Origin of the sequence: Belliella pelovolcani (assembly GCF_900156785.1) — a bacterium.
GTDB lineage: Bacteria > Bacteroidota > Bacteroidia > Cytophagales > Cyclobacteriaceae > Belliella > Belliella pelovolcani.
On sequence record NZ_FTOP01000009.1, the window covers coordinates 72,874 to 85,523 of the forward strand.

Sequence of the window (12,650 nt, forward strand, 5' to 3'; positions counted from 1 at the left end):
GAAAGGCTTTTTTGAGTCATTTTCTGACAATAAGGAATAAGAAAGGAAACAGCTTTTTAACTTATGGTATTAAATCTTAACTTTGCGCATCAATAAACTTTTGAAGATGAGTAATCAGAATCATAAACCCATGACTAGCTGGGTTCAAGTGCCCAAAAATTCAGATTTTACAATTTATAACCTTCCTTTTGGAGTTTTTGAAACCAAAAGAATTTCGGCTAGAGCTGGTATTGCAATTGGCGATAAGATCGTGGATCTTTCAGTTTTGCATGATGAAGGTTTTTTCTCTGATATCACCCAATTGCCAAATGATATCTTTCTTAGAAATTCTTTGAATGATTTCATTGCATTGGGAAAGCCAGTTACCAGAAAAGTCAGAGAGCGTGTACAAGAGTTGTTGCTAGAGGAAAGAGAAGATTTGCGAGAGCATCAATGTCGAGGTAAGGCCATGGTCAGCAGAAAAGAGGCTATCATGCTACTTCCAGTTAAAATTGGTGATTATACAGATTTCTATAGTAGCATGGAGCATGCAACCAATGTAGGTACCATGTTTAGAGATCCAAATAATGCGCTGCTTCCAAACTGGAAACATTTGCCTGTAGGCTATCATGGGAGAGCTTCTTCGATCATTCCATCTGGAATCCCTATTACTAGACCCAAAGGTCAATTCAAAGATCCTGATATGGAAAGTCCAGCATTTGGTCCATCAAGGAGACTAGACTTTGAATTGGAATTGGCCTTCATCACAGGTAAGCCAACCAAAATGGGAGAAAGTATCAGTACAGAAGACGCCGAAGACTATATTTTTGGATTTGTTTTATTCAATGATTGGTCAGCCCGCGATATTCAAGCTTGGGAATACGTCCCTTTGGGGCCATTTTTGGGCAAAAACTTTGCGTCCAGTATCTCTCCATGGATTGTAACGTTGGAGGCTTTGGAGTTTGTAAGACTAGCAGGTCCAACGCAAGATCCTGAAGTGCTACCTTACCTAAAATGTGAAAAGGAGCATGCTTTTGATATCAACTTGGAGGTATATATACAGCCGGAAGAAAAAGAGGCCACGAAGGTATGTACTTCCAATTACAAACACATGTATTGGAATATTGCTCAGCAATTGGCACATCATACAGTGAATGGATGTAATATCAATGTGGGCGATATGTATGCTTCTGGAACTATCTCAGGTCCTACAGAAGATAGCTATGGCTCTATGTTGGAACTTGCCTGGAAAGGTACCAAACCTGTTCAGCTTGCAGGCGGAGAGGAGCGGAAGTTTATCGAAGACGGCGATACTGTCATCATGAAGGGTTACAGTGAGAAAGATGGTATTCGTGTAGGATTTGGTGAGGTCAGTTCGAAAGTATTGCCAGCAAATTGAATCTGATAATTTTCAAGCTTAGCCTGTGAATATTAGGATATCAATGAATAATTTGCCTCGGTTTATCGTGATTGGCTTGAAATCATAGGCTTATAACACTTTATAGGTTCTACTGGTAAGAAAGTGGATATACATATAATATAAAAAGCTAGATGACTTTTCATCTAGCTTTTATTTTTTTACCTCAGCAATTTATGCTTTACCCTAGAGATTATTCAAGACATTTTCTAATTTCTGCTTAACCTCGGTTGCCAATGGTTCGATGGCTGCATTTTCAACAGCTGCCATAGCAGCAGCAGGGTCCATGGCTGATACTTCGAATTTTTGATTGCCAATTTCCCGAATGATTACATTGCATGGTAACAAAACCCCAATATGTGGCTCAGCTTGAAGAACTTTGTCTGCAAAAACATGGTTGCAGGCGCCAAGAATTAAATAAGGAGGATAGGCTTTATCTAGCTTTTTCTTCATGGTGGCTTGAATGTCAATTTCGGTAAGAATACCGAAACCTTCCTCTTTTAAAGCAGCCTCCACTTGAGATCTTACATCTAAAATATTGGTTGCATTGACTGATTTTTAATTATAATATTTCATAGTTTCATGGTTTATTTCAATACCATTAATTTACATAATCATCAGTCAATAGCATGTGAGAAAAGTTACATAAAACCGCTTTAATTTGCTATGGCTATGCGAACTTTAGCTTTTTTGAGCTTTTCTTGGCTTATTTTAGCTAGTAAGGATTTGATGCAGGGTCTTTTGACGGCCACATAGGAGGCTTTGTCGAGTACGAATATTTGACCGATGTCCTCACCTTTAATTCCACCTTTTTTGGTCAAGAGCCCTACGATATCCCCCTTGCTGATTTTCTCTCTTTTCCCTGCACTGATGAAAAGGCATTCATAAATAGGGTGAACAGGAGGCATAGCTTCCAATGGGGGAATGACCTCTTCTACCTTTTCAGAGATGTATTTTGGGAGGTATTCATCTTCCGTCAGCATCAGGTAGCTTGCTCCAGCAGCATTCATTCGAGCTGTTCTACCATTTCTATGAATGAAGGCATCCTCTTGTTGGGGCAATTGGTAATGGATGACATGTTTGATCTCAGGTATGTCTAGTCCTCTTGAAGCGAGATCTGTGGCAAGTAGAATATTAGCAGAACCTGTTCTGAATTTGATCAGATTGATCTCTCTGTCGATTTGCTCTAAGCCGCCATGAAGGATGGCATGTGGGAAATCATAATCATTGAAAAAAATGCTTAGCCTATTGACAGCCTCTCGGTGATTACAAAAAACAATACAAGGCTCCCCTTCAAATGTAGACACCAACCTTAGAAGTGTTTCTGTTTTTTCTTTAGTGGTTGTTTTGACTACCTTTTGTTTTAGGAGGTTCTTTTCAGTTTCGCCTATATAATTTAACGATATGGGCTTCTCAAAAGGGAGAAAGTCAGGAAGTCTATCCAAATTAGTTGCAGAGGTCAAGATATGTCTTTGACGCTTGGATAAGGCATAGAAAACTTCCCTGATTTGATCTTCGAACCCAAGCTCTAGGGATTTATCAAACTCGTCTAAAATGACTAATTCACATCCACTCAAATCCATATTTCCCTGTGCGATATGATCTATCAATCTTCCAGGTGTCCCAATCACCAAGCTAGGCGTAGTTTTGAAGGAATTACGTTCGATGCGCATTTCGTGGCCGCCGTAGCAAGTAGTCACTTTGAATGTACTCTTGAGAGACTTGAAGACTTGCTCGATTTGCAAGGCTAGTTCTCTAGTTGGGACGATGATAAGACCTTGAATTCCTTCCTTTTTTGAGTCGAGTACCTGAAGTAATGGGATCAAAAATGCGAGTGTTTTGCCCGAACCTGTAGGGGCGAGTAGCAAGAGGTCTTTGTGTTTTTGAAAAGTGTGGATGGTTTGCTCCTGGATTTCCTTGAGAGATTCAAATCCCAATGTATCTAAAACAGTTTTGATGATTTTTTTGCTGTCGTTCATCCTACAAAGTTAATGGATTCTTTCAGCTTTATTTTTTGTATTTGATTTTCACATCTGTGACTCCTGCATCCATCATATCTATCCTTCTAGCGGCCTTTTTGGATAGGTCGATGATTCTTCCTCCCACGAATGGTCCTCGATCATTGATTCTAACCTTTACCCTTTTTCCATTAGTTTGATTGATCACTTTTACTTTGGTGCCAAATGGCAGTGTTCTATGTGCTGCTGTCAGTTTGCCTTTTCTGTAAGTTTCCCCATTTGCTGTAGTCCTGCCATGAAATTTGTCATGGTAGTAGGAGGCTTTGCCAGTCTGGGTGACTTTTGGGCTACAGCTCACGGTGAAAATTGTTAAGGCAAAAAGCGTTGAAATGAAAAATTTCTGCATGGTAGTTTTTTAGATGATTTACTCAAAGACAGTGCCGATTGAGTGATTATGGTTTTAGAAAACGTGAAAGAATAAATTTAATAAGATTAGGTGCTAGTGAGACTTTATACCAATTTGACAAAATAAATATTGCAAAAATTCTAATCTTAGTTGGGGTAAATAAAAGTCAATGTGCCATAGTGCAAATTAGATCTTGAATCGAAGAAGGGTTAATTTCTAAAAGCTACTTGAAGTAAACCGGTTAAATAGCTAAAAGAGATATATTTTCATTATTACGGATGATTTTACCCCTTTTTATGGACTATAAACTACCGTAAATCATGATTTATTGGGGAAGTTTACAAAAAATTGGGCTAAGGGATAATTGATTTATAAATTAAGCTCAAATTATAAATCTCGAACTTGAGAAATTATGGAATTATCGAATAAATATAAGATTGCATTAACCGTACTTGTTCTTTTTTTGATCATTCAAATTGATTCAAAAACTCAAAATCAATCTTTTGAACCCTATAAACAAGAAATACCGCACACAAGCTTGTCTTTTGAAATGGTGACGATTCCTGCGGGAGAATTTTTGATGGGGACATCAGCAGATGAATTTGGTCATGAAGCAGATGAATCTCCACAAAGATTGGTTTCAATAGATGCTTTTTGGATGGGTGCGCATGAAGTGACCTGGGATCTTTTTGAGCTTTTTTTAGATAAGGATTATGAAAAAGCTGTCAGTACCAAAGCCATTGCTCAACAGGTAGATGGACTCAGTAGACCAAGTATGCCATACTTGGACATGACATTTGGGATGGGAAAAGAAAATAAGCCTGCTTTGGCTATGACCCAATATGGAGCGATTCAGTTTTGTAAATGGCTATATCTGAAAACAGGGATTTTCTACAGACTTCCTACTGAAGCAGAGTGGGAATATGCGGCACGTGCTGGCTCGCAAAGTGCTTACTTTTTCGGAAATGACCCAGAAGAGCTTACCGAGTATGCAGTGTATGAATCAAATAGCCAAGAAGAAACAAAGCCAGTTGGCTCAAAAAAACCAAACCCATGGGGTCTTTATGACATGCTTGGAAATGTCATGGAGTGGACATATGATCATTATGCCCCCTATAAGGAATCTCAAAGAATATTAAAAAATCCAGTTGAAAGGTCGCAGGAACTATACCCACAAGTATTGAGGGGTGGTCATTATGAAAGTGATGCCAGTGAATTGAGATCAGGAAAGCGTTTTGCTTCAGATCCTGTATGGAAGCAATTAGATCCTCAAATTCCTAAAAGTCAATGGTGGTTTCCAGAAGCTCCATTTGTAGGGATGCGAGTAGTAAGACCGCTAATATCTCCCACCGAAGAAGAAATACATGCTTATTACAACCAAGAGCCAATTGCAGATTATTAAAAAATATTTAAAAGCCAATAATACACTAACAATGAACCATAGAAGAAACTTTATCAAGACCTCAGCATTGATTGCAGGAGGCGCCATGATTAGTCCTTTTGCCTTACCAAAAGCTTTTGCAACAGGAGATGATGCGATTAAAATAGCATTGATAGGTTGCGGGGGCAGGGGAACAGGAGCTGTTTTTCAAGCATTCGAGACTGGCTACAATATCAAATTAGTAGCAATGGCAGATGCTTTTCGTGACAGGTTGGAAGGAAGCTACAAACCTATATTTGATAAATATGGGAAGGAAAAAGTTGAGGTTTCTGAGGAAAAAAAATTCGTAGGCTTCGATGCTTACAAGGATGCCATCAAAGAAGCAGATGTGGTCATCTTGGCAGCGCCTCCAGGATTTAGACCTGATCATTTTCAGGAAGCTATTCGGCAAAACAAGCAAGTATTCATGGAAAAGCCTGTGGCCACTGATGCAGTGGGAATCAGGAAAGTCCTAGATGCAGCAAAAGAAGCAAGTGAGAAAAAGCTGAATGTAGTCGTAGGGTTCCAAAGAAGATATCAAGATAGCTATGTAGAAACCATCAAGCGAATTCACGATGGAGCCATTGGTGATATCGTATCAGGGCAAGTTTATTGGAATGATGCTGGTGTTTGGGTCAAGCAAAGAGAAGCTGGGATGACAGAAATGGAGTACCAAATGAGAAATTGGTACTATTTCAATTGGCTTTGTGGAGATCATATTGTAGAGCAACATGTCCATAATCTGGATGTGGTCAACTGGATAAAAGGTGCTTATCCCATCAAAGCTGAAGGGACTGGAGGTCGATTTATTAGGAATGGGAAGGAGCATGGGGAAATATTTGATCACCATTCAGTGACTTATACTTACGAGGACGGAACCGTGATTTTGGGTGAGTGCAGGCATTTTCCAGGTGCCCACAATAGAGTAGACGAAACTTTTCAAGGAACTAATGGTAGGGCTTATTTAAATGCTGGAAATAAGGGTCAGCTATGGGATAGAAATGGAAATGTGCTTTACAATCATGACGGGAAAGGTAATAAAAATCCTTACCAAAAAGAGCATGATATGTTATTCAAAGCCATTGTGGATGGGGAGTTTAAATACCAAGATGCGGAACATGCAGCTAAGAGTACTATGACAGCAATATTGGGGAGGAATGCTACATATTCTGGTAAGGTAGTACAATGGGATGAGGCTTTGCAGTCAGAGATAAGCCTTATGCCAGCAAGGCTTGATTGGAATTCCAATCCTCAAGTTCTGCCAGATGATGCAGGATATTATCCAATTGCTTTACCAGGGAAAACCAAAGTGATATAAACTATGGAAAGAAGAAAGTTTATTGAAAGGGCGAGTTTAGCGACTGCTCTCACAGCCATATATCCTTTTGGAAGCAATGTGTATGGAGCTAATTCAAAGCATAAATTTAATCATATTTATGCGCCACATTTTGGGATGTTCCGTCATACTGCGGGCGGTGATCTGATAGCTCAGATTGATTTCATGGCTGAGCATGGTTTTAGGGCTCTAGAAGATAATGGCATGATGGGAAGATCAATAGAAGATCAAAACAAAATTGCCAAAGCCTTAGAGCGACGAGATATGAAGATGGGGGTTTTTGTGATCGATGGAGGGGACAATTGGAAGAAATCATTGACAACAGGGAAGCAGGAGTTTTCGGATAATTTTTTAGATACTTGTAAAAAAGCTGTAGAGGTAGCCAAAAGAACTGGAGCTAAATGGATGACGGTGGTTCCTGGGTTTTACGAAAGGAATCTTCCAATTGGAATTCAAACTGCCCATGTGATCGAAGTTCTCAAAAAGGCTTCTGACATATTTGAGCCCCATGGTCTTACTATGGTATTAGAACCATTGAGTGATACACCAGAATTGTTTTTAAGATATTCGGATCAGACGTATTCGATATGTAAGGCAGTAGGAAGTCCTGCTTGTAAAATCCTTTATGATGCCTATCACATGCAAAGAAATGAGGGTGATTTATTGGCAAACATAGATAAATGCTGGTCTGAAATTGCTTATATACAAGTAGGTGATAACCCGGGCAGAAAAGAGCCAGGCACTGGAGAAATCAATTACCTAAATTTGTTCAAACATCTATATAATAAAGACTACCGAGGAATTATCGGTATGGAGCATGGACTTTCAGAAGGAGGAGAAGCAGGAGAGAAAAAGCTTATTCAAGCGTATCTTAACTCTGATAAATTTAATTAATAATCCCAAAAAACTATGAATCTAATAAACCTTAAAAAACTATATATTCTTACTATTAGTCTTATTATCAGTCAATTGATATATGCTCAAGGTAAGTATGAACTTGCTTTGGTTCCTTATCCTTCGGAGGTATCCATTGGAGAAGGGACATTTGTATTAAAAGACAAAACTCAATTGTATGCCGAGAATGATGCTCAGCGAGGTTCAGCGATGCTATTCAATACTTATATCAATAAAAGATTTGGGGTAAGTACGAGTATATCTTCTCAAGCACAGGTTCACACTAAAATCAAAGTGAGTCATGATTCAAACATGGAGAATGAAGCTTACAGCCTCTCTGTTAATGCTAATGAGATAGAGGTTAAAGGAGGTGATGCTGGTATTTTTTATGCATTTCAAACGCTCATTCAATTGATCGAACAAAGAGGCAATGAATTACATATTCCAGTAGTCCAGATCAAGGATCAGCCGGAGTTTGGTTATAGGGGATTGATGATCGATGTGAGTCGTCATTTTAGAACCCTAGATGAGATGAAACAAATTGTGGATTTGATGGCTCATTTTAAATTGAATAGACTGCATTGGCACTTGACAGATGATCAAGGCTGGAGGTTGGAAATCAAAAAATATCCTAAGCTTACTGAGGTAGCCGCATGGAGAGACTCAACGATTATTGGGCAATACGGCAATTTCAAGCCATTTATATATGATGGGGTAAGACATGGTGGCTTTTATACCCAAGATGAAGCAAGAGAATTGGTACGCTATGCTGCTGAAAGAAAAATAACTGTGATTCCTGAGATCGAACTTCCAGGACATAGTTCTGCTGTACTTGCTGCTTACCCTGAATTTGGAAGTTTTGATGTGGTCAATGGTGTAGTTTCAAAAGGGAGTATTGCTGCTAAACGAGAGAATGGTCAGTCTTATAACAATGAAATTTTACCCTATGTGCCAGGATATTGGGGGATTCATTATAATATATTCGGTCCAAAAGAAGAGACCTTTAAGTTCCTAGAAGATGTCTTGACAGAGGTGATGGCTATTTTTCCAAGTGAATATATCCATATAGGAGGTGATGAGGTGCCTAAGGATCATTGGAAAACTTCTGAGATTGCTCAAAAGGTTATCAAAAAAAATAAACTCAAAGATGAACATGAACTTCAAAGTTATTTCATCAAGAGGATCGAGAAGTTCCTCAATAAAAACGGTAGAAACTTGATTGGTTGGGATGAAATCCTCGAAGGAGGCTTGGCTCCCAATGCTACAGTGATGAGTTGGAGAGGTGAGGCTGGAGGAATTGCAGCTGCCAAGATGGGACATGATGTCATCATGACACCAAATAGTCATATGTACATTGACCATGGTCAGGGAAAGCAAGCCGATGAACCTTTGTTTATTTGTTGCTATTTGCCATTGGAAAAGGTCTATAGCTATCATCCAAGACCAATGGATCTGACTCAAGATCAGCAAAAGCATATTTTAGGAGTACAAGCAAATATGTGGACAGAGTATGTTCCATCATTTGAAAAGATGCAATATATGGTGTTTCCGAGACTGCTGGCTTTGTCAGAAGTGGCTTGGATGGCGAAAGATAAAAAGGATTATAACTCTTTTGCCAAGGTTCGAATGCCTAAACACCTGGCTGAACTTGATCAACAAAACATCAATTTCAGAATTCCAGAAGCGATAGTAGAAGTTAATCTAAAAGATGGTAAAAAGGAAGTGAAATTGACGAGTAGTGTAGCTGGTAGCAAAATATATTACTCGTTTGATGGTCACAAGGCAGATAGAACAGCTCATCTATATAGAGGGCCTTTCTTGATGCCTGTTCATGGGGAAGGGCAGGAGCCATTGAAATTGAAATATATCATTGTAACACCATCTAACAGAGAAAGTGGTATATACACTGTAGAGATTGAGTAGTATGAATAGGTATTGACTATGAATACCATGGAAGACCAATGTTTTTCATGGTATTTTTTTATCTGGTAACTCGAAAGATAACATTTTGATTTCATTTGAAATGTGAAAATAAAATGAAAATTAATTTATTTTCGTTTTATATAATAATGAAAGTTTTTATATTTCGAAATATTCCGATAGCTTATTAATTTAAGATTTGGATTAAGGTGATTTAAGATAGTGATTAGGAAGTCAAGAAAACGAAAAATTAGATTTTAATGATCTATCAATTGAGTTTGAGAAATTATGAAAAAAGTATTTGAAGTAAAATTTTCTATATAGCATGCTGTTACAAGGGATTGACTGGATCATTCTTATTGGCTTTTTTGCAGTATCACTCGGGATAGGGTTATATACAGCCAAAAAGGCATCTAAAAGTCAAGAAGAATATTTTAATGCTGGAGGTAACATGTCCTGGTGGTTACTTGGGATATCCATGGTCGCTACGACTTTCTCGACAGATACACCCAACTTAGTGACAGATATTGTCAGGACAAATGGAGCGGCTGGTAATTGGGTATGGTGGAGTTTTTTACTTACTGGTATGCTGACTGTCTTTTTCTTTGCGAAGCTTTGGAAGCGATCGGGAGTATTGACAGATATAGAATTCTATGAATTGAGGTATAGCGGTAAGCTTGCCGCATTTTTGAGAGGGTTTAGGGCCATTTATTTAGGTGTTTTTTTTAATGTGGTAATTATAGCCTCCGTCTCACTTGCAGCTATCAAAATTGGAGGGATTTTGCTAGGGATTAGTCCGTTGCAGACATTGTTGATAGCTGGCATCGTCACCGTGATCTATAGTTCCCTTGGAGGATTGCGAGGTGTGGTCTTGACAGATTTCTTGCAATTTGGGCTCTCTTTAGGCGGAGCAATAGCTGCTGCTTACATTGCAGTTTCCCATCCAGCGGTAGGTGGTATGGATAATTTGATCAATCACCCAGATGTAAGTAGTAAGCTTCATATACTTCCTGATTTTGGAAATATGGAAATTGCGGTTGTGATATTTTTTATTCCACTTTTTGTCCAATGGTGGTCTGTATGGTACCCAGGTGCAGAGCCTGGAGGAGGGGGCTACGTTGTCCAAAGGATGCTAGCCGCCAAAAATGAAAAGCATGCCTTTTCCTCTGTTTTGCTTTTCAATATTGTTCATTACGCTATTAGACCTTGGCCATGGATCATTGTGGCATTAGCTTCCATCATCGTTTTCCCTTCTTTGGATGATATTCAGACGGCATTTCCAAACGCTTCTGCTCAAATCATCAAAGACGATATCGCTTATCCAGCCATGTTATCCTTTTTGCCTGTGGGTTTGATGGGTTTGGTAGTTACTTCATTGGTAGCTGCATACATGTCTACACTTTCTACGCATCTGAATTGGGGAGCTTCCTATGTGGTAAATGATTTCTACAAAAGGTTTATTAATCCTAAAAGTTCGCAAAAGGCATTGGTTAATGTAGGAAGAGTTGCAACAGTTTTGATCATGTTATTTGGAGGGTATATGGCTTTGCAGTTGGAGAATGCACTTCAAAGCTTCAGTATTCTCCTGCAGATCGGAGCAGGGACGGGATTGCTATATATTCTAAGGTGGTATTGGTGGAGAATCAACGCTGCTAGTGAGCTGACAGCTATGGTAGTGTCATTTATGGTAGCTTTATATTTTGCATTTGTTCATAAGCAGTATTTTGAGCCCGTAGAAACCCATATTGAGTTGATAGTTGGGGTGGCAATTACGACATTTTCATGGGTAACGGTGGCTTACTTGAGTTCTCCTACGAATAAGTCTGTATTGATTAATTTTTTGAAAATCACTAAAGTGCCTGGCAGGGGGTGGGCGAAGATTAGGTCTCAAATGACCTCACAGGAAGCCGCTGATGCTGATCCAACTTTATTTGGATTTCAAAAAGCCCTGTTCTCCTTTGCAGTCGGAGTAATTGCTATTTATGCATTACTCTTAGCCATTGGGAAAGTAGTATTGAAAAGTTATACGTCTGGCGCAGGTCTATTTATGGTAGCTATTGTTGCGTTTGCACTTGTATATAGATTGATAGATAAAAAAGGATAAATAATATGATATCAACAACCTATTTGAACCTAGAGAAGCAGTCTGCTGTCAATGTCGGCGCAGAGCATACTGCTAGAGAAATCATGCAGCAACCTCAGTTGTGGCTGGATGTATTGGCACTGATTGCTTCTCAAAAAATCGAATTAGAATCGTTTTTGAATCCACTTTACAGCCTTCCTAATTTGAGGATCATACTTACTGGTGCCGGATCTTCAGCTTTCATTGGAGAGGCAGCGGCTGGTTTGGTTCAATCCAGTACAGGAGTGATTACTCAAGCTATACCGACTACAGATATTGTCACGCACCCCGAATTGGCATTTAACAAGGCAATACCAACACTTTTGGTTTCTTTTGCTCGATCTGGTAATAGTCCAGAAAGTGTTGAGACAGTACATTTGGCAGACGAATATGTGGATGATATTTATCATTTAGTAATCACCTGTAATCGTGATGGTGAGCTGGCTGAATATGTCAAGAACCATAAGGGCAATAGTTATTGCTTATTACTTCCTGAGGAAGCTAATGATAAAAGTTTAGCAATGACAGGTAGCTTTACATCTATGTTGCTGTCAATCTTGGTGATTGCACAATTAAAAAATCTAGGCAATGTCGGTGAAAAAGTGATAGCTGTATCTGAGCATGCGGATGAATTTTTTGCAAAACATTTAGGGGACTTTATGGAAATCGCCGGCAGTCAATTTGACAGAGTGATATTTTTAGGGTCTGGCCCAATGTTGGGAGTGGCAAGAGAGTGTCATTTGAAACTTCAAGAATTGACAGACGGTCAGGTGGTATGTAAGCATGATTCATTCCTTGGGTTTAGACATGGCCCTAGGGCTGTTGTCAATGAAAAATCCTTGCTTGTTTTTCTTTTTTCAAATGATCCACATGTTTATCAATACGAAAGAGACCTGGCGGCTAGTTTAGCTCAAGACTCAAGAAGCCTACCAATCATCACCTATGGTGCTTGGTATTCAGATGACTTCAGGTCAATCATAAATTTAGCGCCAAGGACAAGTAGTTGCTCAGCAGGAGAGTTTAGGATTCTATCAGCTACGCTCATCGGACAGTTGTTAGGTTTTTATAAATGTCTCAATTTGGGATTGAAACCTGACAATCCTTCTATAAGTGGTGCAATATCTAGGGTTGTACAAGGTGTAAATATTTATCGCAAAGAAAAATGATACTTGTAGTCTGTCCCAACCCTTCTATCGAT

The 12,650-nt window shown here is 39.0% G+C and carries 10 protein-coding genes; 7 read left to right on the forward strand and 3 right to left on the reverse strand.

Features of this window, described 5'->3' with window-relative positions:
* Positions 1 to 130: 130 nt before the first annotated feature.
* Positions 131 to 1,378, forward strand: coding sequence for a fumarylacetoacetase (fahA, locus tag BW935_RS11270; RefSeq protein ID WP_076501545.1), 1,248 nt, complete (start codon positions 131 to 133; stop codon positions 1,376 to 1,378).
* 204 nt (positions 1,379 to 1,582) lie between these two features.
* Here fahA and BW935_RS11275 read toward each other — a convergent pair whose 3' ends face one another.
* The 3 genes from BW935_RS11275 to BW935_RS11285 all read right to left on the reverse strand — a co-directional run bounded on the left by BW935_RS11275 (position 1,583) and on the right by BW935_RS11285 (position 3,760).
* Positions 1,583 to 1,912: a DUF302 domain-containing protein gene (locus BW935_RS11275; protein ID WP_317044803.1), complete on the reverse strand. Its 330-nt coding sequence runs from the start codon at positions 1,910 to 1,912 to the stop codon at positions 1,583 to 1,585.
* Positions 1,913 to 2,052: 140 nt separating this feature from the next.
* Entirely contained in the window at positions 2,053 to 3,375 is a 1,323-nt protein-coding gene (locus tag BW935_RS11280; protein ID WP_076501548.1) for a DEAD/DEAH box helicase, read from the reverse strand.
* A 28-nt stretch (positions 3,376 to 3,403) separates the two neighbouring features.
* Complete coding sequence (locus BW935_RS11285; protein WP_076501549.1) at positions 3,404 to 3,760, reverse strand: septal ring lytic transglycosylase RlpA family protein; 357 nt, start codon at positions 3,758 to 3,760, stop codon at positions 3,404 to 3,406.
* A 412-nt stretch (positions 3,761 to 4,172) separates the two neighbouring features.
* Between BW935_RS11285 and BW935_RS11290 the strand changes: the two genes are divergently transcribed.
* The 6 genes from BW935_RS11290 to BW935_RS11315 all read left to right on the forward strand — a co-directional run bounded on the left by BW935_RS11290 (position 4,173) and on the right by BW935_RS11315 (position 12,618).
* Positions 4,173 to 5,162 (forward strand): formylglycine-generating enzyme family protein, encoded by a 990-nt coding sequence (locus tag BW935_RS11290; RefSeq protein WP_076501551.1) that lies wholly within the window; start codon positions 4,173 to 4,175, stop codon positions 5,160 to 5,162.
* 31 nt (positions 5,163 to 5,193) lie between these two features.
* Positions 5,194 to 6,498 (forward strand): Gfo/Idh/MocA family protein, encoded by a 1,305-nt coding sequence (locus BW935_RS11295; protein WP_076501552.1) that lies wholly within the window; start codon positions 5,194 to 5,196, stop codon positions 6,496 to 6,498.
* Positions 6,499 to 6,501: 3 nt separating this feature from the next.
* Positions 6,502 to 7,410 (forward strand): hydroxypyruvate isomerase family protein, encoded by a 909-nt coding sequence (locus BW935_RS11300; protein ID WP_076501554.1) that lies wholly within the window; start codon positions 6,502 to 6,504, stop codon positions 7,408 to 7,410.
* 15 nt (positions 7,411 to 7,425) lie between these two features.
* On the forward strand, positions 7,426 to 9,333 hold the full coding sequence (locus tag BW935_RS11305) for a beta-N-acetylhexosaminidase (protein WP_076501556.1): 1,908 nt from the start codon (positions 7,426 to 7,428) through the stop codon (positions 9,331 to 9,333).
* A gap of 322 nt (positions 9,334 to 9,655) precedes the next feature.
* Positions 9,656 to 11,434, forward strand: a complete 1,779-nt coding sequence (locus BW935_RS11310) for a sodium:solute symporter family protein (protein WP_076501557.1) — start codon at positions 9,656 to 9,658, stop codon at positions 11,432 to 11,434.
* A gap of 5 nt (positions 11,435 to 11,439) precedes the next feature.
* Entirely contained in the window at positions 11,440 to 12,618 is a 1,179-nt protein-coding gene (locus BW935_RS11315) for an SIS domain-containing protein (RefSeq protein WP_076501559.1), read from the forward strand.
* Positions 12,619 to 12,650: the final 32 nt, after the last annotated feature.

Bases quoted from the DNA above. Each gene is read 5' to 3' on its own strand.
- fahA (WP_076501545.1), top strand. From the start codon at position 131: ATGACTAGCTGGGTTCAAGTGCCCAAAAATTCAGATTTTACAATTTAT.
- BW935_RS11280 (WP_076501548.1), bottom strand. From the start codon at position 3,375: ATGAACGACAGCAAAAAAATCATCAAAACTGTTTTAGATACATTGGGA.
- BW935_RS11285 (WP_076501549.1), bottom strand. From the start codon at position 3,760: ATGCAGAAATTTTTCATTTCAACGCTTTTTGCCTTAACAATTTTCACC.
- BW935_RS11290 (WP_076501551.1), top strand. From the start codon at position 4,173: ATGGAATTATCGAATAAATATAAGATTGCATTAACCGTACTTGTTCTT.
- BW935_RS11295 (WP_076501552.1), top strand. From the start codon at position 5,194: ATGAACCATAGAAGAAACTTTATCAAGACCTCAGCATTGATTGCAGGA.
- BW935_RS11300 (WP_076501554.1), top strand. From the start codon at position 6,502: ATGGAAAGAAGAAAGTTTATTGAAAGGGCGAGTTTAGCGACTGCTCTC.
- BW935_RS11305 (WP_076501556.1), top strand. From the start codon at position 7,426: ATGAATCTAATAAACCTTAAAAAACTATATATTCTTACTATTAGTCTT.
- BW935_RS11310 (WP_076501557.1), top strand. From the start codon at position 9,656: ATGCTGTTACAAGGGATTGACTGGATCATTCTTATTGGCTTTTTTGCA.
- BW935_RS11315 (WP_076501559.1), top strand. From the start codon at position 11,440: ATGATATCAACAACCTATTTGAACCTAGAGAAGCAGTCTGCTGTCAAT.